A 25,692-nucleotide genomic window follows, 5' to 3' on the forward strand; every position below is an offset into this window, starting at 1 on the left:
TCCCCCGCTGTTCCACCCTACGCTCACCGAAACGGATGGCGGCGGGTCTGCATCCACCCATCGACCAGGTCGCCGCGACACAGGCGTACCCCAGGGTAGAGGGTTTTCTGGCCCATCACCGTGCTCCATCGCCCACAAGTCTCAACGGGCGATTCAACGATACGGTTGATGCAATGACGTCCTTTCTCGATCTGCTTGCCGCACCGCCGAGCCTGCTTGCGCTCGGTGAGCCGACCCATGGCGAGTCCGCGTTCCTCCAGATCCGCAACGAGGTCTTCATGTCGCTGGCCGAGCATGGCTACCGGTCGATCGCGCTGGAGAGCGACCGGGCCGCAGGGCTGACCGCCGACGAGTTCGTCCACGGCTCCGCCGCCGTGACGCTCGAGGGTGCGCTCGCCGAAGGGTTCAGCCACGGGTTCGGCGCCGCCCCGGCCAACCGCGACCTCCTGCTGCGGATGCGCGAGTGGAACGCCGGGCGACCGGCTTCCGAGCACCTGACGTTCCACGGCTTCGACGCACCGCTGGAAATCGATCACGCCCCAAGCCCACGGCGCCACCTCACCCGGGTCTGTGACTTCCTCGGCCTCGACCGATCAGCGGAGATCGACGACCTGATCGGGGACGAGGCTCGGTGGAGCGACACAACCGCGATCTGGGAGCCCGGCAGGTCGATCGGGCGCTCAGCGGACGCCCAGCGCCTGCGGGCAATCGCCGACGACCTGCTGACCGAGCTCTATCTGCAGGCACCCCGCCGGACCGAGGGCTGGCAGGCGGCGTTCGTCCACGCCACGTCCGCGGTCGCCGTGCTGCGCTACCACGCCGCGGCCGCCGCGCCACTGCCGCGGGAGGAACGCCTCGCCCGCCTGGCCGGGGTCCGGGACGCGCTGATGGCCGAGAACCTGCTCGCGATCCGCTCGGCCGAGGCACACCGTGGGCCCACGCTGGTCTTCGCGCACAACACCCACCTGCAGCGCCACCACAGCACGATGACGATGGCCGGAACAGACCTGTCGTGGGCCGGCGCCGGCGCGATCATCGCATCGCTGCTCGGCGACCGGTACGCCGTGATCGTCGGCAGCCTCGGCGCGAGTCCCACGCTCGGCATCGACGCGCCCGCCCCGTCGACCTACGAAGGCAGACTCCAACAAGAAGCCGGCCTTCCCCGGTACATCCGCGCATCCGAGATCGAACCGGCCGAACGCAGAACGCACGACTACCGCTACGTCCCGCTGGACCAGGCCACCATCGACAACGCCGACGCGGTGCTACACATCCCGACCGGCGTCAACGCGGCCACGCTCGCCGATCGGATCCGCACGCTGCCCGGCGTCGAGCAGCTCGTGGCGAGCAAGGAAAACGGATCACCCGAGGGATCCTGGGGCGACCGGTTCTTCTACGTCGGCCCGGACCGCCGCCAGCCGTTCGCCACCATCGTCGAACACGACGTACCCGGCTTCGACGAGGCCTCCCAACTCGACCGCCCCGGCGTCTTCCGCCTCAACCTCGACCTGGGCCGCACCGAGTTCGAGAGGCTGTTCGGCTTCCCACCCAAGGCCTTCGAGGACCACCGGCACGACTTCGACTTCGCCCGGCTGGACACCCTCGTACCGCACCCCGGCTACGCCCTGTACGGCTTCGGCAGCATCGTCATGCCCGGCCCACAGATGCTGCCCGAGATCGACCGGCTCCTCGCGATCGCTCACGCCCGAGCAGTCGACCGCGACGAGCGCGCAGCGCGCCGGGCGGCCGACCAGCAGGACTGAGACCAGCGCCGTAACGAGGGGCGAGTCCCGGCCCATCTCGGCCGCATCACCGCCCCTCGGGTCGGCTCGGCGCGTGCGCACATGTGCTCTCATCGGGCGGCCTCGGCGCCGCAAGCGGCTGCTCAGTGTGCCGCCCGGTCCGCGGCATGGGCGGATGCGGGTCAGCGCAGGACCTTCGCCCGGCGTCACTGGCGGCCGATCGCGAACATGTAACAGCCGTGGAGCACGTTGCGGCTGTGGACGGTAGCCACGCGCGGGGAGGCGAGCAGGTGCTCGATGCCAGCCTCTGCCTGGGCGCCCTCGACCAAGAGCGCCTCGGCAATACGGCCCGCCTCGTCGTACGCGCGGAAGACCTGGCGGCGGTGCCGGAATTCGGCCGGATAGGTGTCCCGCTCGGCATAGCCCTCGCACGGTTCGGCGTGCACGAACACCGGTCCGACCTCGCGGTAGGCGCCAGCGGTGCCCTCGGGACGGTATGCGATGAGGGCCAGCCACTCACCGGCGCGAGCATCGCGCAGGCAACACCGCAGCGGGGCACCGCTCTCTTCGGCGACGAACGGCTCGAAGCGGCCACCCGCATCGTCGACACCGTCGCGACGCAGGGCCACCAGCCGCTCGGCTGAAATCGGGGAGATGACGAAGCTCATGACCGTACGGTCCGGCACGCGGACGGCAAAGTCTCGCGGAAATCGGCCGCGGCGCTCGACGGGCACCGGCTGCTCTCCTCGGCCAATGGCCCGAGCGCACTTCGATCACCGCTGCGCGGCGGCCTCGGGATGTGTGGATACGAGCGGTCGAGGCGCTCGGAGTCGACTCCACCGTCAAGCCCTCGCTCACGGCTGGAAGTACTCCGACATCAGGTCACTGACCCATTCCGGCTGCTGCACGTCCACTGGCAGGAACTCGGTCATCGTCGGCTTCAGGTCGATGACGGGCGTGCCCGAGACCGCGTCGAGGCCGACCACCGTCAGTTCGCGGCCGCGCACGGATATGATCCGGCAGCACGTCACGCCGATGCGGTTGGGTCGGCGGGGACCGCGGCTGGCGAAGACGCCGACGGGCGGTAGGTCGGTGCGGCCGCGGTTCGGGCGGGGCTGGCGGTAGTCGTCGCGCTCCGGGAACTGGTCGAAGATGAACAGCACGTCGACGTGGGAGAAACCCTCCAACCCTTGCAGGCACGCGTCGCCGAAGCGCGCGTCGATGGTGATCGTGCTGCGGACCGCACCCCAGTGGTCGGTGTGCTGGACCTCCGTTCTGTCGTTTCGGACCGTGCCGATCGGGTTGATCTCGAAGCTGAGCATGGAAAACGACTGTTCCCTTCCGTGGATGCGATCGTCGTCGGAAGCGGCGCGACCCGTGCTCACGCGACGCGCAGGAGCGCCCCTGGTCGCCACCATCATCGCGGTGGCCCCCTGGATGCTGTACAGGGCCGCCGCGGCCTACTCACCCGTGGGGGCGCGCCGGTTGATCGTGACGGCGGAGGTTGGCTGAAGGTCAGGGGACGATCACCACGCCGCCGCGGACGCCGCCTTGGGCCAGCCGGTCGTGAGCCGCCGCGGCGTCGGCGAAGGGGTACACGCCGGCGACCCGGAGCGGGATGTCGCCGCTGGTAACGAGTGTGACCAGGTCACCCAGCCGTGATCCGTCCGGACGCACCTCCAGCGCGAAGGTCCGGATTCCCCGCACTGGTTCCGGGCGAAGCGGAGGCGACGCGGCCACGTAGCCGCCACCGTCGCGGACGAGGCCCAGCAGCGAAGGGCCGATCACCGCCAGATCGATGACCGCGTCGAACGTCCCCGTCGGGTCGTCGGAGCGCGACAGGAATGCCGCGCCCATCGACTCCACGAACGCACGGTCGCCGGCTCCGGCCAGTCCCGTGGCGTGCAGGCCGCCCGCGCGGGCCAGCGCCAGGACGAACCCGCCGACCTGCCCGGCGGCGCCGGTGACGAGCACGGTCGAACCCGCCGGGAGCGCGAGCAGGTCGAGGGCCTGGGCGGCGGCGAGACCGTTGGTCGGCAGGGTCGCCGCCTCGGTGGCGGGGGCGCCGGCGGGCGCGGGGGTCAGCCATGCGGCGTCGAGCACCACGTACTCCGCGTGGGCACCGACCGTGGTGTGCAGCCAGGGCGAGAAGCCGATGACCTCGTCGCCGATCGTGAACTGCTCGACTGCCGGGTCGAGCGCGTCGACGGTGCCGGCCACATCCCAGCCGGGCGTGTACGGCAGACCCGTCGGCAGCGGAGCCGGGAACCGACCGGAGCGGATCATCAGGTCGACCGGGTGGACGACGGACGCGGCGACCCTCACCCGTACCTGCCCCGGCCCCGGCTCGGGCACCGGCACGTCGACCACGTGCAGGACCTCCGGCCCGCCGAACTGTGCATAGCTGACTGCGCGCATCGCTGTCTCCTTGGTGGCTCTCGTGATCACCAAGACGGTAGGAATCAGCGGGCACTGTGAGAAAGTAGGTACCGCAAAGTGCCTAGGGCACCGATGGAGGGCAGGATGGCGACGACGACCGCGGCACAGCGCCGCGAACAGGCCAAACGCGACTACGACGCGTTCCTGGCACGGTGCCCGACCCGCGAGCTGCTAAGCAGACTCACCGACAAGTGGGTCGCACTGGTGATCCCAGCCCTCGCCGACGGCCCGCAGCGGCACAGCGAACTCGCCGGCCGCATCGCCGGCGTCAGCCAGAAGATGCTCACCCAGACCCTGCGCACGCTGGAGCGCGACGGCCTGGTCACCCGCACGGTCACGGCCTCGGTACCGGTCCGCGTGGACTACGAACTCACTCCGCTCGGTCATGAACTGCTTCCGGTCATGACCGCGATCAAGGACTGGGCGGAGACGCATATGGACCGAATCTTCGAAGCCCGCGCCCAATTCGACGCACGCCCCTAAACCTCCGCAGAGACGGCGTGACATGTCCCTCATCCGCAGATCCGGGCGTCGGCCGTACCACGTGCCGGAGAATCCCTGATCTGCTGGCACCGCCTGCACACCGTGATCGCACCGCCGGTTCAGGACAGCACACGGTAGGTCACGTGCGTGACCCCGGTCGCCGCTCGGGACGACACCTGCTCGAGCTTCAGCGGCGGCACCCCGTCGAACAACCGCGTGCCGGCACCGAGCGTGAGCGGCACGTAGTGCAGCCGCATCTCGGTGATCAGGCCGGCCGCGAGGTACTGGTTGACCGTGGTCGCGCCACCGTGGACGGAGATGGTGGCATCGTCGCCTACCGCCGTGCGGGCCTGCCGGAACGCCGACTCGATGCCGTCGGTGACGAAGTAGAACGTCGTGCCGCCGTCCATCGGCTGCGGGTCGCGCGGGTGGTGGGTGAGCACGAAGACTGGGCCGTGGTACGGCGGATTGTCGCCCCACCAGCCGGTCCACGGCCGGTCCCACTCACCGCGCACCGGGCAGAACATGTTACGACCCATGATGAACGCCTTCGCCTCAGCCATCCGGGCGATCTCGGCCCGGTTCTCCTCCTTGTTCTCGTACCACGCGTGCAACTCGCTGCCCCAGCCGTCACCGCCGTCGTCGCCGAACGGACGCTGTTCGCTCTGGTTGTGCCCCGCCGCGTACCCGTCGAGGGAGATCGTCAGGTCACAGCTCACCGTGCCGGTTCGTGTCCTATGGCGTCAGCATCGGACAGCCCGATGCATGCCGTCCAATGCCAAACCGACGCCGGAACCATAGATATCGTTGATAAGTGCTGAACCTGGTTCACCTCAAGGTCCTGGCCGCCGTCGCCCGGCACGGGTCGGTGACCGAGGCGGCGCGAGAGCTGCACTACTCCCAACCATCAGTGAGTCACCACCTGTCCCGCCTGGAGGCCGCCACCGGCGCCAAGCTCGTGCAGCGAATCGGCCGCGGAATCCGGCTGACGCCGGAAGGACTGCTGCTGGCCCACCGGGCTGCTGAGATCGTGGGCCGCGTCGACGCGGCCACCAGCGAGCTCGCCGCCCGGGTCGGCCTGCACGCAGGGCGGGTCCGGCTGGCCAACAACGCGTCCACGCTGAGCACGATCGTGCCCGCGGCGGCCGCCGCGCTCGCCCAGGCGCACCCGGGCATCGAACTGAGCCCCATCGAGCGGCACCCGGTCGAGGCGCTGCAGATGCTGCGGCACGGCCACGTCGACGTGGCGCTGGTGTTCCGGTATGCCGACGCTCCCGTCGAGGAGGAGGACATCCGCCTGCTGCACATCGGCGACGACTCGCTCAACCTGCTCAGCCGGCAACCCGACGACCGGCTCGCGAACCATCGCGACTCCGCCTGGATCGGCGGGTGCGACCGGTGCGAGGCGGAGCTGCGCGCCGCGTGCCAGCGCGAGGGCTTCACCCCGCGCATCACCGCGCACAGCGACGACATCGTCGTCGTGCAGTCCCTCGTCGCCGCCGGCATCGGTGTGGCCACCCAACCCGGCCTCGCGCTCCGCGCCCACCACCGGCCGCACGTGTACGCCACAGAGATCCCCGGCTGCCGCCGCCGCATCCACGCCGCGACATACGGCGACCCGCCCGACCCACCAGCGGTCGCCGCCGTCCTCGCAGCGCTCGCCGAAGCCGGGGCGCCACCGCCGTGATCTGTGCTCGCCCGCGCGAATGACGGCCTGCTGCCGGGCTCACCTCCGCCAGAGGGGAGCCAGGTGTGGACGCGCCCGCGGACCCCGAAGGCGTAAGCCCTCCCGACTATTCAGATCATCGTTATAGACGTGCAACACGCAAAGCCAGCGGAAAACAACAGCAGCGACCGCGCAAGTCACCACCGAAGACAACGGCGGCACCCGGCACCGCCTTGAAGGCGCATAGCCGTTGGACACCCCGGCCTTGTCGGTGGCCGCGGTCACCGGGCGACCCCTGGAGGGCCGAGAATCCTCCATGCAGTACGCGTAGCCCGCGCACATGTCCGCAGGCCGGGCGCTCGTGCGGGACCGCCGGCTCGATGCCGGCGGCAGTGCGGCTGGACCGTCCCGGCGCGCGACGCCGGCGGGGCGTCGGCGATGCTGTGGAGGTGGAGTACGTGTCCAGAGTGCCGCGACCGCCGCTGGACGGGCTGATCGACGACCTCTACTACCTCGAGGGTGCGCCTCCGTACGCCCGGCTGATGCTGCCGCCGATGCCCGCGGCGTTGCTCATCATCAACCTCGGGGCGCCGTTCCGCATCCCCGCCGGCACCGACATCGAGACGGCCGACTACGCCGACGGCTGCGTGGTCACCATGCCGACCCGCGCGGTGGAGTTCGGCTACCCACTCCGCACCCGGTCCGTCGGCGTGCACTTCAAACCGTGGGGGCTGGCGCCGTTCCTGCCGATGCCCGCAGCCGAACTACGTGATCGGCCGGTGACGGTAGAGCAGGTTTGGGGCCGGTCCGCCAGTGCCGAGCTGCGAGACCGGCTGGCCACGGCGGACGGACCGCACGAGATGCTGACGCTGCTCGAGGAGGAGCTGACGCGACGGCTGTGCGAGACCGCCGGCCTGGGGCTGGTCCGGCATGCGAGCAGCGTCATCGCGGCGACCAGCGGGGCGGTGGCGATCGGCGACCTGAGCGTGGCAGCCGGTGTCAGCAGCACCCATCTCGCACAGCGGTTCAAGGAGCTCATCGGCGTCACGCCGAAGCGGCTGGCCCGCACCTACCGCTTCGCCGCCACCGTGTTCGCGATCGACCCCGCCGGACCGATCGACTGGGGCGACCTCGCCGGTGGCGCCGGCTACTTCGACCAGGCCCACTTCGGCCATGAGTTCCGGGCGTTCACCGGGCTCACGCCGACCCGGTACGTCGAAGTCCGGCGGCGGTTCCTGCGCGAACATCCCGGCCACGTGCTGGACAGCTGGCCGCTGCCGGCCGATTGATTTCGTACAAGAGCGACCGCTCAGGACACGCTACTTTCGGGGCAACCCCAAGCAGAGGAGAGCCCCGTGGGCACGGTGGTCATGTACAGCTCGGTGTCGGTGGACGGCTTCGTCGCGGACGAGAATGACCAGCCCGGACCGCTGTTCGACTGGTTGTCCAACGGCGACGTCCCGTTGGACGAGAGCGGCGAGCTGACGGTGTCGCAGACGTCCTACGACTACACCCGGGCGTACTGGGACCAGATCGGGGCGACAATCGTCGGCCGCCACGTCTTCGACATGACGGACGGCTGGGACGGGAAGCCTCCCGGCGGAGTCGACCATGTGGTCGTCGTGACGCACCGGCCGGAACCCGAGGGCTGGGACCCCGAGGCGCCGTTTCACTTCGTCGACGGTGTCGAGGCAGCCGTGGCCAAGGCGCAGGAGCTTGCGGGTGACCGCATGGTCGAGGTCGCCGCTGGCGACGTCGGTGGCCAGGCGCTTGCCGCGGGCCTGGTTGACGAGGTGCGCATGGACGTCGTACCCGTCGTGTTCGGGTCCGGCAAGCGCTACTTCGGGTCGGTCGACGCGCAGCACCTATTGGAGGATCCTGATGTGGCGATTCAGGGCAACCGGGTGCTTCACCTGCGCTATCGGGTACGCCGTTGACTGGCTAGCGCCTCGGTCCAGCGGCTCAGGCGATGACCAACGCGACGGGCATCCTTCTGGGCCGCAGTGATCTACAGCGGTTCCAGCTTGTCGAAATCCGCCGGGATGCCGACGTCAGGCAATCTCAGACCGCTCGGACTTCGGCGAGCCGCTTGACGGCATACTCGTCGTCCCAGCAGACAGCGGCCTCCCACGCGGCGGACGCTTGCGCGGCAATGTCGAGCGCGCCGTCGTCGAGTGCCGCGGCGTTGCCGGGCAGCACCAAGTCGAGGTCAGGCACGTCGACGTGCGCCTCGTCCCAGTCGATCATGGCGACCTGATTCGCGGTCATGCGGACGTTGCCAGGGTTCGGGTCGCCGTGCACGACGCAGGTCCGACGTCCGGCGAGCCGCGCCCACGCAGCCCGGCATCGAGCAACGCCCTCACGGGGCATCGCGCCGAGGTCGATCTTCGTTCCTGTCTCGGCGTGCAGGAGGTCGGTCGACGATCGCCAACCCGGACGCTGCGGCCACCCCTGCGTCAGCCGATGCAGCTCGCGGAGCGTGCCGGCCACGCGGCGCCAGTCGGCCTGCGTTTCGGGCGGTCCGCCCTCCAGGTAGGTCATCACCACCAGACCATCGGCGAACAGCCGGCCGTCCGTCGTCGGGATCGGGACCGGCACGGTCAGACCTTTACGGTCGAGGTAGTGCAGGAGCGCGGTCTCCCAGGCCAGATCAGCGTCGCTCCTGCTGCCGAGACGACCGACCGCGAGGCGTCCGTTGACGCGCACGCTCCACACGTCGTTGGCCACTCCGCCAGCGAGCGGTTCGATGCGAGCGACGTCGTCACCCCATTGCCCGAGTGCCTCCCATCCCACTGGCCGTACCTTACGGGGTTCCGAACATCACTGTTCTCGGCTAGCGGACGCGGAACGGCCAGCGCTCTCTCGGCCCGCGTGCCGCTGAGATCGGCAGCGCGCCACTGGTGGTCGCTCCTCGTGGATGAGAGGTCGAGTGCGTCTGCTGCGGCCACCGGTGGGCCGTGTACGGATGTGGTCGCTCGTTCGAGTGTCAGTCGGTGCGGCGCCTGCAGTGCAGCCGTTCAGCGTCGTTCCACGTCACCCGGGCTGCGGCGACAGGCTCGAAGCGGATGCACTCATTGCTCTGCAGCAGGCGCATCAGGCGCCGACCGGCGAGGAGGCAGCGCCGGGGGCCCGGCCGCGACGCCGGGCCGAGGGCGCGATGCATCAGCAGCGTGCGGACGGCCGGACGGCTCAGCAGCAGCTCGGCCGGCGAAACCGGCCGGACGGCTCCACAACCCGACGTACCCTCCAGGGCCTCCTGCGGGTGCAACCCACCAGGGGCTCAAGGGCGTCGGCGACCGGCATGTCGTGCCGCTGCGGCAGGAGCTGCCGGGCCGGCACCTCCTGGTTCAGGGTGCGGCGGTCGAGCACGCTCATGACGGACGCCATCGGGGATTGAGTCAGTCCGAGGCTGGGATAGCGAAGCCGACAACAACACGTTGACCCGCTCATCGAGCTTGCCGTCCCTCGCGGCCGGTCTGCGGCCGCAGAAGTGAACCGATGTGCATACGGAGGGTCGTGAGAGCGACATCCGGGGCCAGTTCCGGTGGAAAGACCACTGCGAGGGCGAGTCCGTCGAGCACCGCTGCGGTCCGCTCCGTCTCCAGGTTCAGGTCCTCGATTTCGAGCAGCCCACGCCGCTCGGCACCGGCGAGCACCCGACCGACCACGGTGCGAATCCCGGCGCCGACCGAGGCCGCGACCTCAGCGAGGGCAGGCCGGGTGCGCGACGCCGCGACGAAACTCAGCCAGACTTCGGTCTCGACGCGCCGGTCCTCGTCAAGCGGCAGCAGTTCGGCGAGCATCGCCTCCACATGCGCGGGGGTGACATCGCCGTGGGCGACCCGCTCGAGGTGAGCGCTGAACCTGGCACTGACCCTGTTCCCCAGCTCCGTCATCGCGAACAACAAGATCGCGTCGTGATTCGGGAAATAGTGGCGGACAGAGCCGATCGCCAGTCCCGCCTCGTCGGCGATCGCGCTCAACGAGGCCTCCGCAACGCCGACCCGCCGCACTACCCGCCAGACCGCCTCACCGACCTCGCGTCGGCGCGCAGTCGGGTCAACCAGCTTCGGCACGTCCTCATTACAGCAGATTGCTGATACGGTTTTAGCATGGCCTTGCTAAATAATCCGCTGGTCGTCACCGCCGTCGTCTGCGCCGCGCTTGGCTACGTCATCGTCCGGCGCTCCGTCGGGGAGCCGCTACACCTGCGTGATCTCGCGGTCCCACCGCTCATCCTGCTCGCGCTCGGCGTCCGCGAGGTCATGGCCGGCGACACCCTGAGCACCGGTCAGACCGCGGCACTGGTGGCCGTCGGCGCGATTGCCGTGATCCTCGGTGGCCTCCGAGCGGCCACAACCCGCCTCTACCTGCGTAACGGCGAACTCTGGTACCGCTACCGACCGGTCACGTTCCTTGCCTGGGGCATCACCGCCGTCGTCGGCGCTCTCGTCCGACTCGGTGTCCACGCCGGCGCCGCCCTTCCCGACACCGCCCGGTCCATCTACCTCTCCGTCGGCCTCACCCTCGCGGGCGAAAGCGTCATCCTTGCAGCCCGTGGCTGGGGCACCGGCGAACGTTTCGCCGCTGCCGGACGCGACTCCGACGTCACCAAGAAGATCATCCACGAGGAAGTGAGGAACAAGCTCCGCGGCCGGAGTTCGATGAGATGAGTGACGGCATGACCCGCGGACAGCAGCCGCAGTGCAGGATTCTGGTCGCCATCCGCGCACGAGCAGCCGCGGGCAGGGCACGGCACGAAACCGTCAACGCCTTCACCAGCGCACACCGTCGAGCCGCCCGACGTCGCGAGGAGCGACCGCAGCAGCGCGCAGCCGCTGCCCGAAGGCCCAGCTGGCGTATCGGCTGCCGTGATCGGAGTACACGGTCTGCCCCTCGACCCGACGGCTGGTCTGGTATCAGGCAGGACCTCAGTCGGCGACCCCGGCGGACGGGGCCGGCCGTGGACCTGTTGCCGACTCCGCCCCGGCGACGGCGGCCAGCAGCCACCGAGCCGTACCGAAGACGGCGGCGTCCCGGTGGCGTGCGCCCATCACCTGCAGGCCCAGCGGGAGGCCCGCGTCGCGCAGCACCGGAAGGGTCAGGGCCGGCGCGCCGAGCACCGAGCTGGGAACCACCGGGGAAGCGTTGCCTGTCGAGGTGAGGCCGACCGGGGCCGCACCGGTGGCGGCGAGGGTGATGACCACGTCGGCGCGATCCATCACGGCGGCGAAGGTGCGCCGCGCCGACCGCCGCCAGTCGAGCAACTCCTGGTACGCCTCGGCCGACACCTGGTCGGCGGCGGCCAGCCGCGCCGCGAGGGTGTCACTGAACGAACCCGGCGCGATCCGCTGCACGGCACGCAGGGGCCAGCGGGACTCGACGTCGATGATGCTGCGCGCCTTCGCCAACGCTCCGGCCAAAACCTCCTCGAGCTCGGCCACCTCCGCATCGTGGTGCCGCCGGCGTACCTGCACACCGGCGCGTTCCAGCCGGTGCAGGACAGCCTCGACCTGCTCGCGGGCTTCCTCGGTCGCCAGCGGCCAGCCGTCGGTCTCGAGGTGGACGACGACCGACGGCCGCGATGGGGGTGCGAGCTCCAGGGCGCCCACGAGCCCTCGCCTGCCGGGGTCGCCGCCGACCCGGCAGACGATCTCCCACGCGGTGTGCCACAGGTCCGGCAGGCTCGCGCCGATCACGCCGATCGCGCTGTGGCTCTGGGTGTCGTGGCTGCCGCCGCGGTTGATGGCGCCGCTCGTCGGCTTGTAGCCGAAGGCGCCGCAGTAGCTCGCCGGCCGCAGCACCGATCCGACCGCCTGCGTGCCCAGTGCCGCCGGCAGGATGCCCGCACCCACCGCGGCGGCGGAGCCGGAACTGGAGCCTCCAGGGGTGCGTTGCAGGTCGTGCGGATTGCGCGTGACAGCCGGGTGCGTCATCGCGAACTCGGTCGTCGCCGTCTTCCCGAGTACGACGGCGCCTGCCTCGCGCAGGCCCAGAACCGCGGCCGCGTCGACGAGCGGACGGCGTCCGGCGAAGGCCACGAGCCCCAGTTCCGTGGGCAGGTCGGCGGTGTCGATGACGTCCTTGACGCCGACCGGCATCCCATCGATGCTCGACCACGGCCGACCGGCACGCCACCTCTGGGTCGAGGCGTCCGCCGCCCGGCGCGCCTCCTCGATGCCGACGGCAGCGAACGCGTGCAGCTGGCGCTCCCAGATCTCCAGCCGGTCAATGACCCGCTCCAGGTAGTCGCGCGGCGTGTCGCGTCCGCTACGGAAGTCGGCGACCGCCTGCTGGAACGGCAGCAGCTCCGGCGCCGGCAGCCCCTCGGACACGCGCTCGTCGGTCAGTCGATCCATTGGTCCACCTCGAATCTGGTTACGCCGGCCCGGCGAGCTCGACGGCGGGCGGGAGCGTCGAGAACGTGATCCTGCGTGCGACGGCCCAGCCCAGGGCGGGCGCAGACCGCCCGCCTACAGTGGTCCCGTGCCAACTGCCGAGCAGTACCTCAGCGTCCCGGACGTGGTCGCCGAACTGGTGGCCGGCCGGCCGGGACTCGACCAGACAGAGCAGGCCTTCCCGTTCCTGACCACGGATCCGGCGGGCTTCCCACACGTGGCCCTGCTGTCGCGCACCGAGGTGGACGTGACGGCGGACCGGCGCCGCCTGGTGGCCGCGCTCGCCAGCACTCGGACGTCGCAGAACGTCCTGCGCACCGGCCGCGCGACGCTGGTCACCGTCGGCGGCACCACTGCCCACTACGTCAAGCTGGCGCTGGTCGGCCATCACGAGGCTCCCGGGCTGCTCGGCTGCGAGCTCGCGGTCGTGAACGCGGTCGCCGACAGCATCGGGATCGAGCTGTCCCCGATCCTGTTCCAGACCAGCGCCGACCTGGCCCGCAGCGAGCACTGGGACCGGACGTCGGCGCTGCTCTCGGCGCTGCTCACCCGTTCGTCCTGACGAGTACGGCGTCGCCGTCCACGCGCGGACGGCCCGAACCCGGCGGCGGGGAGGATGGAGTCTCGACCGGCCCAGCATCGACCGGCCCGGCATCGACGGGCCGCTCCGGACCCGTCAGGCGGTCGATCAGCGGCGCGGACCGGTTGTCGACCGTCAGCCGGTAGACGTCGGAGCGGTTGTAGTGGCCAGCCACGTCGTGCAGCATCCGGGCCCGGATGCAGGCGTCGGTGTCGACCTCGGCGTACAGGATCCCCTCCTGGTCCCCCGGCATCGGGCCGGCGATCACCTGGGCCTGCGGGTCGATGATGCAGGTGCCGCCCGTCCAGGACGGGTCGCGCAGGAACCGCTCGTCGGCCTCGGTCGCCGCGCAGTCGGCGATCATGGCGTCGTCGTTGATGCCGGTCGAGCAGATGACGAAGGCCTTCGTCATGTAGGCGACGTTGCGGCTGGCGAGCATGCTGGCCGCCGGCATTCCCAAGCCGCCCGGCACGAAGTGGTTGGGCCAGCTGGCCACATGGACGAGCGGGTGGGCGGCGGCGATCGCGGCGACGGCGAGCGGGTTTGAGTTCTCGCCGCAGGCCAGCGCGCTGACCGCCCCCAGCTCTGTCTCGAACGGCACCTGGGTCTCGCGGCTGCCACAGCCGTGCACCAGCCGCTCGCCGACGGTCGGCAGCAGCTTCTGGTGCTTCCCGGCCACCCTGCCGCGCGAGTCGATCAGCAGCTGGGTGTTGTACAGCGTGCCGGTGCTGCCGGGTGCCCGCTCGGTGAGCCCCATGACAACATTGACGCCGGCCCGCGCGGCCGCCCGTCCCAGCGCCGCCACGTCCGGGCCGGGTACCTCCACCGACTCCTTGAACAGCCGGGTGGCCAGCCGCATGCTGTGCGGGGTCGTGGCGGGGTGGTAGTAGTACCAGTTCGGATGTCCCGGGATGAAGTTCTCCGGGAACCCGACGAGGTCCGCACCGGCGCGGCCGGCCTCCTCGATCAGGGCGCAGGCCTTGTCGACGGTAGCGGCGCGGTCGAGCCACACCGACGCCGCCTGGACCGCGGCGAGAGTGAGAGTGGCCATGCTGGTGCCTTCCTGTTTCGTCGGTTCAGGGACGTCCTATCGGGCCGGGCTCGACGGCGCTCGCGACGGTGAACCCCTGGCCGAGCCGGTCGGGAGCGACCCCGCGGAAGCGGGTGCCGGCAGGCCCAGCTGGGGCATCCGATCCGCGGCGCCGATCGGTGAGGAGAAGGCGTGGAGCAGCAGGAGGCTCGGGGCGTACTCCGTCGGCGCCTTCTCCAGGCAGGAGGTCCACACACCGTTCACGTCGATGTGTCGCCGGACGATCCCCCTGCCGGCCGGCCCGCCACTCCTGCCTGCCGGGTTCGCGCCCGTCGTCGCGCCGGGCACGGTGGTCACGGGCGCACGTTATGCGGGCAGGTGGCCAGGTACGCCACGGCGGCGGGCCGCCGGCTGGAGGTTCGCTTGCTGAGCCGACCGAGGAGCAGACCCAGGACAAGCCCGACCGCGACAGGCGGCAGGAGCCGGCGCGCGGGCTCCTGGAGCAGAGACATGACGTTGAGGCTCTGCTCGGCCAGGTCGTCGTCCGGTGACCGGACGGTCGACGGAGCAGGCGAGGAGGTGGACAGGCCGGTGGACGACGAGGCGACGGCCGGGGAAACCGCGGACGGCGCGCCGGCGGACACCTGCGTACCGGCGTCGGGGGCCCGGGCAGGGGCCTCCGACTCCAGCTGCCGGGCCAGGTTGCGGGCGAACTGGCCGGCCAGCTGCTTGCTGACGTCGGCCATCACGCCGCGCCCGAACTGGGCCGGCTTGCCGGTCACGTCGAGGTCGGTGGCCACCGTCACCTCGGTGCTCTCCCCCGAGCCGGTGAGGTGGGCGGTGATCGTGGCGCTCACCGTGCCGCCGCCGCGGGTCTCCTGCGCCTTCGCGATCATCACGGCGCGGTGGGCCTGCTCGTCCTTCTCACTGAAGGTCATCACGCCCTTGTAGCGCATGGTGATCGGCCCGAGCTTGACCCGCACACTGCCGTGGATGTCATCGCCGTCGATCTTGTCGACGCTGGCACCCGGCACACACGGCGCGACGCGCTCCACGTCCAGCAGCGCGGCCCAGACCGTGTCGACGGGCTTCGGGACGGCGAAGGTGTTGGTCAGTTGCATCACGTGACATCAGACCTTTCAGCGGTGGTTGAGGGCCGTCATCGCGGCGAAGACCTTCGCGGGCGTGACCGGCAGGCTGGTGATCCGCGCGCCGAACGGGCGCAGGGCGTCCTCGACCGCGTTGGCGATGGTGGCCGGTACCGGGATGGTGCCGCCCTCACCGGCGCCCTTGACGCCGAGCGGGTTGAGCGGGCTCGGCGTGAACTGGTGGACGAGCTCCACCTTCGGCACCTCGATGGCCGAGGGCAGCGAGTAGTCGAGGTAACTGGCCGACTGCGGCTGGCCGGCGTCGTCGTAGAACGACTCCTCGTAGAGCGCGTTGCCGATGCCGTGGGCGAAGCCACCGAGCACCTGGCCGTCCACGAGCAGCGGGTTGATCACGTTGCCGCAGTCGTGGCCGATGACGTAGCGCAGGATCTTGATCTGACCCGTGTCGGGGTCGACCTCCACCGTGGCCGCGTGGATGCCGCTGGCGTACGACGCCCGCTCCGGCGAGAAGTACGACGTCACCTCGATGCCGGCCGCCACTCCCCTGGGCATGGTGATCCCGTGCCGGCCGATGTTCGCCACCTGGGCGATGTCCCGCAGGCCCACGAAGCGGCTCGGGTCCTCGCCCACACAGACCCGATCACCCTGGAAACACAGGTCCTCCGCCGGGGCGTTGAGCAGCACCGCGGCGACCTCGAAGATCCTCTCGCGCAGCTCTCGTCCCGCCTGGAGGGTGGCCGACCCTGCGGTGACCGTCGTCCGCGACGCGAAGCTGCCCTGGCCGAAGGGGATCCGGCTGGTGTCACCGGTGGCGACCTGGATGTGCTCCATGTCCAGCCCCATCGCGTCGGACGCGATCTGGGCGTAGATCGTCTCGTAGCCCTGCCCGAGCGGCGTCGCGGCGAGCGTCACCAGCACGGTTCCGTCGTTGGTGAGACGCAGCCGGGCGCCCTCGTAGGGACCGAGACCGCAGCCCTCGACATATGCGCCCAGACCGATGCCGACCAGCCGGCCCGCCGAGCGCGCCAACGCCTGGCGCTCCCGCTCGCCGTCGTAATCGAACCGCTCCAGGACTGCCTTGGCGAGCGAGGGGAAGTCGCCGCTGTCATAGGTCAGCGGCGAGCCGTCGCGGAAGGTCAGGCCGACCTTGTAGGGGAACTCGTCGGCCTGGACCATGTTGCGCAGCCGCACCTCGGCCGGGTCGAGCCCGAGGTGCTCGGCGATCCGGTCCATCATCCGCTCCATCGCGACCACGGCCTGGGGCCGGCCCGCGCCGCGCACCGAACTGGTCGGCACCATGTTCGTGTAGCAGCTGATGAGCTCGGTGTGGATGTTGGGGATGCGGTACTGCCCGGGCAACGTGCTGAGCGTGATCATCGGGACCTGCAGTCCCGCGCAGTAGGCGCCCTGGTCGTGCTCGAAGACGTTCTTGACGACGATCAGCTTGCCGTCGTCGTCGAAGCCGACCTCCACGTGGTGCACCTGGTTGCGCTCCATCATCGTGGCCACGAAGTTCTCGCTGCGGTCCTCGATCCACTTCACGGGATGCCGCAGCAGCTTGGCGACGTACGGGATGACGGCGTCCTCGCCGTGGAACTGGGCCTTCGGCCCGAACCCGCCCCCACTGTCGCGGGGCACGACGACCCGTACGTCGTCCTCGTCCATGCCGTAGAAGTAGGCCAGCATGTTGCGGGTGTAGTGCGGCGACTGGGTCGCCGGCCACACCATGAGCTGGCCGGTGCCGGCGTCGTACCGGGCCGCGACGCCGCGGCACTCCATCGAGTGGCCGCCGCCGCGCGCGACGACGAACCGCTCGCTGAGCCGGTGCGGAGCGGTGCGCAGCGCCTCCTCGGGATCACCGGCCACCTGGGTCACGTGAATCGCCACGTTGTCGTCGAGCTCGTCGTGCACCCGGGGGGCGTCCGGCGCGAGCGCCGCCGCCGTCGACGAGACCGCCGGCAACACCTCGTAGTCGACCTGGATCAACTCGACGGCGTCCTCGGCGACATAGCGGGACTCGGCCACCACGACCGCCACCGGCTCACCGACGAAGTGGACGCGCTCGGGGGGCAGCGGGTAGCGCGGCACGTCCTTCAGCAGCGGGTTGGACACCTTCGGCGGGATCGGCTTGACGAGTTCGGGAAGGTCCGCACCGGTCCAGATCCCGATCACTCCCGGCAGCTGCGCGGCCGCCGTGGTGTCGATGGACCGGATCCGCGCCGACGCGTGCGGGCTGCGCACGAACGCCGCCTCATACGCGCCGGGAAGCTCGAGGTCGTCGAGGTAGCGGCCCTGACCGGTGAGCAGCCGGCGGTCCTCGCGCCGGCGCACCGAGGAGCCGATCATCGGCTGCCTGCCGGGGGCGGCCTGTTCGGGCCGCACGAGGGCTTCGGCGGTCATGCGTCCTCTCCCTTCGCCGTCGGGTACGACGTCTGCGACGCCTCCAGCACGGCCTCGACCATGCCGGCGTAGCCCGTGCAGCGGCAGATGTTGCCGCCCAGCACCTCGCGGGCGGCCTCCTCGGTCTCGATCGGTCCCTCCTCGAGCGCCTCGGCGACGCTCATCAGGAAGCCGCTGGTGCAGAAGCCGCACTGCAACGCGTGGTGCTTGCTGAACGCCTCTTGGATCGGCGCCAGCTCGCCGTCTGGGCCGGCCAGTCCCTCGACCGTGTCGATGCGGCGCCCGTTCGCCTGGACGGCGAGCATCAGGCAGGAGCGGACGGCGGCACCATCGACGTGGACGGTGCACGCCCCGCAGACGCCGTGCTCGCAGCCGACGTGGGTGCCGGTGAGTCGAAGCTCGTGGCGCAGGAAGTCGGCGAGCGTGAGCCGGGTCGCGACCTCGGCCTCCCGCTCGACGCCGTTGACGGTGGTCCGCACAACCCGGGTCTCGTGCCCCGTGCGGGTCCCGAACGCAGACTCAGACATGGTCGCCCTCCTCGGCGATCGTGGTCAGGACCCGGCGGGCGAGCACGCCCACCAGGTGGCGGCGATAGTCCGCCGACGCATGGATGTCGCCGGTCGGGTCCACCTCTCCGCGGGCCGCCCGCTCGGCGGCGCCGACGACATCCGGGGTGGGCTGCTGGCCGAGGAGCACCTCCTCGGCGGCGGTCAGCCGCTGCGGCCGCGCTGCCACACCGGACGCGACCAGGCGGACCGCACCGACGGTGCCGTCGGACGAGCGGGTCACCACACCCGCCACCGCGGCGAGGGCGAAGTCCCCGTGCCGCGGCGCGAACTCGGCGAACCCGGTGGACGTCCCAGATGGCAGGTCGTCGACCGTGACGCCCACCAGGAGCTCGTCGTCCTCCAGCGACGTCGTGAAGTGGAACTGGAAGAACTCCTCCGCCGGCACCTCACGCTCACCCCGCACCGAGGCGACCCGCATGGTGGCGCCGAGAGCGGTCATCACGGTGGGCAACTCGGCGGCCGGGTCGGCGTGGGCCAGGCTGCCGCAGACCGTGCCCCGGTTACGGATCTGGGGGTGGGCCACCTGCTCGAGCGCCACGGGGAGCAGCGGGAAGGCGGCGCGCAGCTGGGGCGAACGCTCGACGGCCCGCTGCCGCACAAGCGCCGGGATGTGCCACGCACCGTCGACCCGGCGGATCCGGTCGAGGCCGGCGACGTCGTTGATGTCGATGAGGTACTCCGGCGAGGCCATCCGGAGGTTCAGCAACGGCGCCAGGCTCTGGCCACCGGCCAGCACCTTGGCGTCGAAACTGTGCTCGGCCAGCGCCTCCAACGCCTCCTCGACCGAGGTGGGCGCGAGGTAGGTGAACGTGCGCGGCTTCATCGGGCGAACTCCTTCGACTCGGTGGCGACGGCACAGCCGCACGAGGACGCCGGCGCGTCGGGCAGCTCGCGGCCCTCGAGGTGGGCCGCCACGAGCCCGTCGAGCTCGGGGCGCTCGATCAGGGACAGGTGCCGCAGCCCGGCCAGGGTCAGGGCACGACCGTCGGCGACATGCTCGGCGGCGTACTCGCCCATGCTCGGCGGCGTCGCGTAGTCCTCCTCGCCGGCGATGGCGAGGGTGGGCGCGACGATGCGCGGCAGCAACTCGCGGCTGTCCATGGCACCCATGGCGCGGCAGGCCTGAGCGTGCGCGGCGGAGTTCGTGGCGAGGAAGACGGCGACGACGTGCTGCACCCGCTCGGGGTGGGTCCGGCGGAACCCGTCGGTGAACCACCGGTCGACCTGGAACGGGATCTGGTTGGCGCGGGTGCTCGCGAGCACCCGCTCGGCGCGCTCGTTCCACGTCGCCACCGCCTTCTCGCCGTACCACGCGGTGGTGTCGGCGAGCACCAGCCGGTCGACCCGGCCGGGGTGGCGGGCGGCGAGGCTGATGGCCACGCTGCCGCCCATCGACATGCCCACGACGTGGGCGCGCTCGAAACCCAGCCCGTCGAGGAGGGCCACCACGTCGTCGGCCATGTCGTCGATCGAGAACGGCGTGCCGTCCCACTCGCTGGCGCCGTGGCCCCGAGCATCCGGGGTCACCACGTCGTACCGGTCGGCGAGGCGCTCGGCGAGGCCGTCCCACACCTGCCCCGCGAGGGCCAGCGGGTGCAGCAGCACCACCGGCGCTCCCGCACCACGACGGCCGTAGGCGATGCGGCCCGCCGAGCCGACCACGAACTGCATGGACACGTCGGTCATGTCAGGCCCTTTCCAGGAGGTCCAGCACGTTGCGGCCGAGGACGCGCGCCGCGTCGTCGGCCTCGAGGTGCAAAGAGTTGACGGCGCCGACGGGATCGGGGTCGCCGAGAGCGAAAGGGAAGTCGGTGCCGAGGAGAACGTGGTCCGCACCGAAGGCGTCGACCAGGAACCGGATCGCCGACGGGCTCATCGCGACCGTGTCGTAGTAGAGGTCCGCCAGGTAGTCGGAGGGCTTCTCCCGCTCGATGGGGTACGACGACAGCGCGTCGGCCCGGTGCCCGCCGTCAAGCCGGCCACTCTGGAACGGGAGCATGCCACCGCCGTGCACCGTCACCAGCCGCAGCGCGGGGTGCCGGTCGAGGACTCCGGCCAGGAGCAGCTTCGCGACCGCGAAGGAGGTGTCGACGAGCCGGCAGTACACGTTGGCGAAGGGGGCGCTCCCCGGCAGGACGCGCGACGGCCCGTCCGCGGACGGGTGCAGCATCACCGGCACCCGCAGCGCCTCCGCCGCTGACCACACCGGCTCCAGCCGCGGGTCGGCGAGGGACTCGCAGTGCACCGGGTCGGTGCTCAGCACCAGGCCGCGCATGCCGACCTCGACCGCCCGCGCCAGGTCGTCGGCGGCCGTCGCCGGGTCGTCGACCGCGACGCTGGCCCAGCACCCCACGACCGAGCCCACCTCCTCCTGGCTGGCCAGCAGGGCCTCGTTGAGTCGGCGGGCCCAGCTGCGGGCCCGAGCGCTCGGCATCGCGGCGGTGGGCTGCACGTCGAGCCACGGGGCGAGCACGTGACCGTCGATTCCCATCGCTGCCAGCGTCTCGTCCCGCACCGCAGCACCCGACATGCGGGGGCGGACCAGCCGCTCGGGAGCCCCGGGCATGGTGACGGCGTACCCCTCGGGCGTACGCCGCACCTCCACGCCGTCGGGGTCGGGCCGGTCGGCGACTTCCTCCAGCAGCGCCTCGGGCACCGCGTGGACGTGGCAGTCGACCACCTGGGGCTGATCCTGCGTCACGTGCTTCCTCCTGCCGTGCGAGCCCGGCCGTTGATCGACTCGAGGGCGCGCTCGACCACGGCGGCGTCGCCGCCGTGGTCGGGTGGGCCTCGCTGTCCGGGCTCCGTCTCGTATGTGCTGTGTTTGTGGGTGGGCCGCAGTGGCGCCGCGGGCCTCAGGAGTCGATGCCGACCCAGCCCGAGCCTTCGATGGTCCTGAGACCCCGCATGACCAGTGATGCGGAGAACGCCGCCGCGAGCGTCGCGTCGCGGTCGCGGTAGGCGCGGATCAGCCGCTCGTGGTCCTCGACCGACGTCGCCAGCCGACCGGGCAGCGACAGGCTCAGGTGCCGCAACCGGAGCATCCGCAGCCCGAGCGAGTCGAGGACCCGGACCAGCGTCGTGTTCCGCGCGAGTCCGGCCTCGGTGTTGCGGAACTCCACGTTGGTCCAGAAGTAGCGGTCGACGTCGTCGGAGTCGGCCGCCCGCTGGAGGCGGGACTGGACCTCGTCGAGCCGGTCGAGGTCCTCGTCGCTCGCCGCCGCGACGACGCAGTGGCTGACCATCTCGTAGAGGTGGGCCCGCACCCGGTACATGTCCTGCACCTCGCGGAGGGACAGCCCGGCGACCCGCGGCCGGCGGTGCGCCTCAATCTCGACGAAGCCCTCCCGCTGCAGCGTGAGCAGCGCCTCGCGCACCGGTGTCCGGCTGGTCTTGAACAGCTTGGACAGCTCCACCGAGTTCAGGTCGTCGCCCGGCTTCAGGCGACCCTCGATGATGTCGGTCCCGACCTTGATGATGATCTCGTCGACCAGGCTGGTGCCGGACTCGGGGCGGTTCAGCGCCCGCAGCAGCTCGGCGCGGCTCAGCGCCTCGATGTCGGGCGCGGCGGACTGCTCGGCCACCGCCACGTCGCTGTTCGTCAGGTCCGTCATCTCAGCGCCCACCCAGGATCTCTGGCCACTTCGCCACGACCTTCGCACGCAGATCCTGGCTCGCCTCCGCAACGCGCGGGAACGTGCCGAGCAGCTCGTAGGGCCGGCAGGCGTCGATCACCGCGCGGGTGTTGAACGCCGGGCCGGTGCCGGGGCCGAGCGGATCCACCCGGCTGCCCCACGTCTGGCGGAGCACCTCGATGTCCTTGCTCGGCTCGGTCCGGGTGCACACCGCCCACATCACCTCGCTGAGGCTGCGGGTGTCCACGTCACCGTCGACCACGATGACGAACTTGTTCATGTACGCCGCAGCCGGGATCTGGGAGGCGAGCAGCCCCGCCTGACGGGCGTGGCCGGCGTACTTCTGGTCGATGGCCACGGCGAGGAGCTGGCGACCGCCGCCCTCCTCGTGCGCCCAGACGCTGCGCACCTGGGGCAGCCCGGTGGCGACCAGCGCGTCGAGGATCATGCTCGACTTCATCACGCTGCGCATGTACGAGTAGTCGTGCGGGGGTTTGCCCGGCGGTGTGCCGAGCAGGATCGGGTCGGGGCGCCGGTAGATCCGCTCGATCTGGAGCTCGAGCACCTCGTCGCGGCCGCCGCCGCCGCTGTAGTAGCCGGTCCACTCCCCGAACGGACCCTCGTGCGAGGTGCGGTCGGGGTAGAGCCAACCCTCCACCACGACCTCGGCCCGCGCCGGCACCGGCAGCCCGGTGACCTCGCCCCGCACCACGTCGACCGGCCGGCCCTGGATGGCGCCGATGTACTCGAGCTCCGAGACGCCCGCCGGCACCTCCGTGCCGGCCGCGATGACCAAAAGGGGGTCGCCCCCGAGGGCCGCCGTGATCGGTGCGCGGCCCTCCTTCTCGAACCACTCGCGGACGTGCAGCGCGCCGTGCTTCCCCGCCTCCATGTTGATCGTGGCCGCGCGCGGCCCCTGGATCTGCATCCGGTAGGCGCCGGCGTTCACGCTTCCCGTGTGCGGGTCGGTCGTGAACACCGCGCAGCCGGTCCCGATGTACCGGCCGCCGTCCTCCTCGTGCCAGAACGGGGCGGGGAACGCGCCGAGGTCGATGTCGTCGCCGGACTCGACGATCTCCGTCACCGGACCCGACGAGACCTCGTTGACGGTGTACTTCGGGGCCTGGGCCACCCACTCGCTCGGCTTGCCGCGAAGCGCCTGCACGAGGGCGTGGTCGTCGAGATCCATGCCGAGTCGGAGAGTGACGCCGAGCCTGCGGGCATTGGACATGCTGCCCGTGAGCACCCGCATCCCGGTCGGGTAACCCTCGATGTCGTCGAACAGGAGGGCGGCCGGGTTGGACAGCCGGTAGTTCACCTCCGACGCCGCGCCGATCTCGAGGTTCCAGTGCGCCCCGGTGACGTCGCGGACGTCCCCTAGGTCACGGACGACGTCCAGCCACGAGCGCAGGTCGTCGATCTGGTCCAGGGGCCTCGGCATGCTCTCTTCCTCCCTCTCCATCAGCGGGTCGACGCCATGATCGCGGATGCCTGACGCCCCGGGAATCTGGAAAGTGTCGACATATCATTCTCTCAGGGGTCTGGCCGAATGTCCAGCCGGTCCGCGCGCTCGGGCGCGCGGACCGGCTGTCATTGAGCGACTTTGGCTTGCTTTTGAGCGTGAATTGGGTTTCCGACGACGGTCTGGAGCGCCGGACGGGCGTCCTCGCCGAGCCGATGGCCAAGCCGCCCGAGGTTGACCCGCGACACCTTCACTCGGCCAAAGTGTCGACTCTTTGCGGGACTAGCCCGCCGCGGGCGACGCAGAGGCACCGCCGCCCGCGTTCGCGATCGCGTCCTGAACGAAGCTGTTGTCGATGGAGTCGGCCGGGTCCGGGACGTTTCCACCCTTGGCGGCCTCCTCGAGGGCGGTGCGCCACAGCGCCTCATCGACGACCGGCTCGTGGGACCAGATCTTGACGAAGAAGTCGAAGGCGTACGCCGCGAGCTCACGGTCCGCGGTCTTGGTGTACTTCGCGATCGCGTCGATGCTGGCATCACGGTTCGCCGGGTCCTTGAGGAAGTTCAGACACTCCACATCGGCCGCGACGAAGTTGGCGACCACGTCCTTGTTCTGCTTGGCGTACGCCCCCGAGACCGTGTAGACGCTGGCGGCCGTCTTGTACTCCGTCATGTCGGTGATCTTGTGCCAGCCGTGCTTCTCCGTCGCCGCACCCTGCGGCGGGGCCGTCACCAGGGCGTCGACCGCGCCGTTGCGGCCGGCGGCCAGCAGCGCCGAGAGGTCGGACAGGTTCACCACGTTCACGCCGTCGATGAGGCCCTTGTCCTTGAGCATCACCCTCGTGGCGGTGTCGGTGACCGAGCCCGGGGCCGTCACGCCGACCTTCTTGCCGGTCAGGTCCGCGACGGACTGGATCTCCGGCTTACCCCACATCTCGGTGAAGTAGGTCGGAAGTTTCAGCTCGATCAGCTTCAGATCGGTGCCCTTCACGGCGCCCGAGGCGATCGCCTTGCCGTCACCACCGGCCACCTGCACCGAGCCGCTCGTGAGCGCTGCGAGCAGCTGGGAGCTCGTCTTCAGCAGGGTCAGCTCCACCTCGAGCCCGTGCTTCTTGAAGATGCCCTCCTCCTGGCACACGTACAGGTCGCCGTAGGAGGCCGTGTCAGACGGATAGCCCACCTTGATCTTCGTGAGCCCGCCTGCCGTCGTGCCGCCATCGTCGCCACCACAACCCGCGAGCGCCGCGGTCGACATCACCATGGCCGCCGCGATCCCCACGATCTTCCGCATATACCGCACCTCTTCTCGGCTGAGATTTGTCGGGCCGCGGGCGTTCGACCTCCGGTGCCGGCCGGGCCCGCGTGAGCGATGTCACACAAGTGTCGACACCTTAATTGTCGACACCCTTGGTCGTCAAGGGCTTGCCAGCTCAGGAACTCTCCGCACAGACTTGGCCAAGTTGCCGTGACTGGCGACCGAAAGTGTCGACGGTTTGCTCGGATCCTGAGCGCCGTCGTTAACCGCCGCCCCGCCGCACACACCGGGGCGGACGACGGAGAGGAGCCGTAGTGAGGCGCGTGGTGGTGGCGATGACAGGTGCCAGTGGCGCGCCGTACGGGGTGCGCGCGCTCGAGCTCCTCGGCAAGCTGACCGACGTCGAGAGCCACCTCGTGCTCTCCCGCTCCGCGGCGATGACCGTGACCCACGAGTGCGGCGGCCGCACCGTCCGAGAGGTCGAGAAGCTCGCCGACGTCGTCCACAAGCCGACGGCGATCGGGGCCACCATCGCGTCCGGGTCCTTCCACGTCGACGCGATGCTCGTGCTGCCGTGCTCGATCAAGACGCTGTCGGCCATCGCCTACAGCCACGCCAGCGACCTGATCACCCGCGCCGCGGACGTCACCCTGAAGGAGGGGCGACCCCTGCTGCTGCTGGTGCGCGAAACGCCGCTGCACCTTGGCCACCTGCGCGCCATGACGGCGGCCGCCGAGGCCGGCGCCGTCGTGATGCCCCCGGTCCCGGCGTTCTACGCCCTGCCACGCTCCGTCGAGGAGATCGTGGACCACACCGTCCGGCGCGCGTTGGCGCGCGTCGGTATGGCGGATATGGCGCCCGCCGAGTGGGACGGCACGATCGGGTGACCGCACCCTCGCAAGTGGAGCCCACCGGTCGCACCCGC

Annotated in this window: 25 protein-coding genes; 8 read left to right on the top strand and 17 right to left on the bottom strand. The window is 70.7% G+C overall.

Annotation, left to right across the window (positions count from 1 at the left end):
- The first annotated feature begins 173 nt into the window (after window positions 1-173).
- Window positions 174-1,763 (top strand): erythromycin esterase family protein, encoded by a 1,590-nt coding sequence (locus EV376_RS24330; RefSeq protein WP_130326900.1) that lies wholly within the window; start codon window positions 174-176, stop codon window positions 1,761-1,763.
- Window positions 1,764-1,948: 185 nt separating this feature from the next.
- Here EV376_RS24330 and EV376_RS24335 read toward each other — a convergent pair whose 3' ends face one another.
- The 3 genes from EV376_RS24335 to EV376_RS24345 all read right to left on the bottom strand — a co-directional run bounded on the left by EV376_RS24335 (window position 1,949) and on the right by EV376_RS24345 (window position 4,160).
- On the bottom strand, window positions 1,949-2,410 hold the full coding sequence (locus EV376_RS24335; protein ID WP_130326902.1) for a DUF1203 domain-containing protein: 462 nt from the start codon (window positions 2,408-2,410) through the stop codon (window positions 1,949-1,951).
- 186 nt (window positions 2,411-2,596) lie between these two features.
- The gene (locus EV376_RS24340) at window positions 2,597-3,127 is read right to left on the bottom strand and encodes an SAM-dependent methyltransferase (protein ID WP_486482784.1); all 531 of its coding nucleotides are present in this window, start codon (window positions 3,125-3,127) and stop codon (window positions 2,597-2,599) included.
- 130 nt (window positions 3,128-3,257) lie between these two features.
- Complete coding sequence (locus EV376_RS24345) at window positions 3,258-4,160, bottom strand: NADP-dependent oxidoreductase (protein WP_130326904.1); 903 nt, start codon at window positions 4,158-4,160, stop codon at window positions 3,258-3,260.
- Window positions 4,161-4,265: 105 nt separating this feature from the next.
- Between EV376_RS24345 and EV376_RS24350 the strand changes: the two genes are divergently transcribed.
- Complete coding sequence (locus tag EV376_RS24350) at window positions 4,266-4,664, top strand: winged helix-turn-helix transcriptional regulator (RefSeq protein ID WP_130326906.1); 399 nt, start codon at window positions 4,266-4,268, stop codon at window positions 4,662-4,664.
- Window positions 4,665-4,783: 119 nt separating this feature from the next.
- Here the strand turns inward: EV376_RS24350 and EV376_RS24355 are convergent, their stop codons facing one another.
- Window positions 4,784-5,383, bottom strand: coding sequence for a dihydrofolate reductase family protein (locus tag EV376_RS24355; RefSeq protein ID WP_130326908.1), 600 nt, complete (start codon window positions 5,381-5,383; stop codon window positions 4,784-4,786).
- Between the two features lie 95 nt (window positions 5,384-5,478).
- Between EV376_RS24355 and EV376_RS24360 the strand changes: the two genes are divergently transcribed.
- From EV376_RS24360 to EV376_RS24370, 3 genes are all read left to right on the top strand, one after another.
- Window positions 5,479-6,351, top strand: a complete 873-nt coding sequence (locus EV376_RS24360) for a LysR family transcriptional regulator (RefSeq protein WP_130326910.1) — start codon at window positions 5,479-5,481, stop codon at window positions 6,349-6,351.
- A 437-nt stretch (window positions 6,352-6,788) separates the two neighbouring features.
- Window positions 6,789-7,619: a helix-turn-helix domain-containing protein gene (locus EV376_RS24365; RefSeq protein ID WP_486482785.1), complete on the top strand. Its 831-nt coding sequence runs from the start codon at window positions 6,789-6,791 to the stop codon at window positions 7,617-7,619.
- A gap of 66 nt (window positions 7,620-7,685) precedes the next feature.
- Window positions 7,686-8,267, top strand: a complete 582-nt coding sequence (locus EV376_RS24370; protein ID WP_130326912.1) for a dihydrofolate reductase family protein — start codon at window positions 7,686-7,688, stop codon at window positions 8,265-8,267.
- Between the two features lie 124 nt (window positions 8,268-8,391).
- Here the strand turns inward: EV376_RS24370 and EV376_RS24375 are convergent, their stop codons facing one another.
- Window positions 8,392-9,123 carry a phosphotransferase gene (locus EV376_RS24375; protein ID WP_130326914.1) on the bottom strand — a complete coding sequence of 244 codons (732 nt, stop codon included), beginning with the start codon at window positions 9,121-9,123 and terminating at the stop codon, window positions 8,392-8,394.
- A gap of 653 nt (window positions 9,124-9,776) precedes the next feature.
- Window positions 9,777-10,406 carry a TetR/AcrR family transcriptional regulator gene (locus tag EV376_RS24380; RefSeq protein ID WP_130326916.1) on the bottom strand — a complete coding sequence of 210 codons (630 nt, stop codon included), beginning with the start codon at window positions 10,404-10,406 and terminating at the stop codon, window positions 9,777-9,779.
- 36 nt (window positions 10,407-10,442) lie between these two features.
- Between EV376_RS24380 and EV376_RS24385 the strand changes: the two genes are divergently transcribed.
- Window positions 10,443-11,003, top strand: coding sequence for a hypothetical protein (locus tag EV376_RS24385; RefSeq protein WP_130326918.1), 561 nt, complete (start codon window positions 10,443-10,445; stop codon window positions 11,001-11,003).
- A 258-nt stretch (window positions 11,004-11,261) separates the two neighbouring features.
- Here the strand turns inward: EV376_RS24385 and EV376_RS24390 are convergent, their stop codons facing one another.
- Entirely contained in the window at window positions 11,262-12,689 is a 1,428-nt protein-coding gene (locus EV376_RS24390; protein ID WP_130326920.1) for an amidase, read from the bottom strand.
- A 127-nt stretch (window positions 12,690-12,816) separates the two neighbouring features.
- On the opposite strand from EV376_RS24390, the gene EV376_RS24395 reads away from it, so the two are divergent.
- Window positions 12,817-13,290 carry a hypothetical protein gene (locus EV376_RS24395; RefSeq protein WP_130326922.1) on the top strand — a complete coding sequence of 158 codons (474 nt, stop codon included), beginning with the start codon at window positions 12,817-12,819 and terminating at the stop codon, window positions 13,288-13,290.
- On the opposite strand, the gene EV376_RS24400 is transcribed toward EV376_RS24395, so the two are convergent.
- The 10 genes from EV376_RS24400 to EV376_RS24445 form a co-directional block, all read right to left on the bottom strand.
- Window positions 13,274-14,359, bottom strand: coding sequence for a carbon-nitrogen hydrolase family protein (locus EV376_RS24400; RefSeq protein ID WP_130326924.1), 1,086 nt, complete (start codon window positions 14,357-14,359; stop codon window positions 13,274-13,276). The two genes, EV376_RS24395 and EV376_RS24400, sit on opposite strands and share 17 nt — an antisense overlap.
- Window positions 14,360-14,691: 332 nt before the next feature.
- On the bottom strand, window positions 14,692-15,459 hold the full coding sequence (locus tag EV376_RS24405) for an SRPBCC family protein (protein WP_130326926.1): 768 nt from the start codon (window positions 15,457-15,459) through the stop codon (window positions 14,692-14,694).
- 18 nt (window positions 15,460-15,477) lie between these two features.
- Window positions 15,478-17,847 carry a xanthine dehydrogenase family protein molybdopterin-binding subunit gene (locus tag EV376_RS24410; RefSeq protein WP_207228381.1) on the bottom strand — a complete coding sequence of 790 codons (2,370 nt, stop codon included), beginning with the start codon at window positions 17,845-17,847 and terminating at the stop codon, window positions 15,478-15,480.
- The gene (locus EV376_RS24415; protein ID WP_130326928.1) at window positions 17,844-18,374 is read right to left on the bottom strand and encodes a (2Fe-2S)-binding protein; all 531 of its coding nucleotides are present in this window, start codon (window positions 18,372-18,374) and stop codon (window positions 17,844-17,846) included. The genes EV376_RS24410 and EV376_RS24415 overlap by 4 nt, the downstream gene beginning before the upstream one ends.
- On the bottom strand, window positions 18,367-19,239 hold the full coding sequence (locus EV376_RS24420; RefSeq protein WP_130326930.1) for an FAD binding domain-containing protein: 873 nt from the start codon (window positions 19,237-19,239) through the stop codon (window positions 18,367-18,369). The genes EV376_RS24415 and EV376_RS24420 overlap by 8 nt, the downstream gene beginning before the upstream one ends.
- The gene (locus EV376_RS24425; protein WP_207228383.1) at window positions 19,236-20,102 is read right to left on the bottom strand and encodes an alpha/beta fold hydrolase; all 867 of its coding nucleotides are present in this window, start codon (window positions 20,100-20,102) and stop codon (window positions 19,236-19,238) included. The genes EV376_RS24420 and EV376_RS24425 overlap by 4 nt, the downstream gene beginning before the upstream one ends.
- Before the next feature lies 1 nt (window position 20,103).
- Window positions 20,104-21,117: an amidohydrolase family protein gene (locus EV376_RS24430; protein WP_165438098.1), complete on the bottom strand. Its 1,014-nt coding sequence runs from the start codon at window positions 21,115-21,117 to the stop codon at window positions 20,104-20,106.
- A gap of 154 nt (window positions 21,118-21,271) precedes the next feature.
- Complete coding sequence (locus EV376_RS24435) at window positions 21,272-22,030, bottom strand: GntR family transcriptional regulator (RefSeq protein WP_130326934.1); 759 nt, start codon at window positions 22,028-22,030, stop codon at window positions 21,272-21,274.
- Window position 22,031: 1 nt separating this feature from the next.
- The gene (locus tag EV376_RS24440) at window positions 22,032-23,492 is read right to left on the bottom strand and encodes a UbiD family decarboxylase (RefSeq protein WP_130326936.1); all 1,461 of its coding nucleotides are present in this window, start codon (window positions 23,490-23,492) and stop codon (window positions 22,032-22,034) included.
- Between the two features lie 303 nt (window positions 23,493-23,795).
- Window positions 23,796-24,803, bottom strand: a complete 1,008-nt coding sequence (locus EV376_RS24445; protein WP_130326938.1) for an ABC transporter substrate-binding protein — start codon at window positions 24,801-24,803, stop codon at window positions 23,796-23,798.
- Window positions 24,804-25,090: 287 nt separating this feature from the next.
- Between EV376_RS24445 and EV376_RS24450 the strand changes: the two genes are divergently transcribed.
- Window positions 25,091-25,654 (top strand): UbiX family flavin prenyltransferase, encoded by a 564-nt coding sequence (locus tag EV376_RS24450; RefSeq protein ID WP_486482786.1) that lies wholly within the window; start codon window positions 25,091-25,093, stop codon window positions 25,652-25,654.
- The last annotated feature ends 38 nt before the right edge of the window (window positions 25,655-25,692 follow it).

It is taken from the genome of Micromonospora sp. CNZ295, assembly GCF_004217535.1.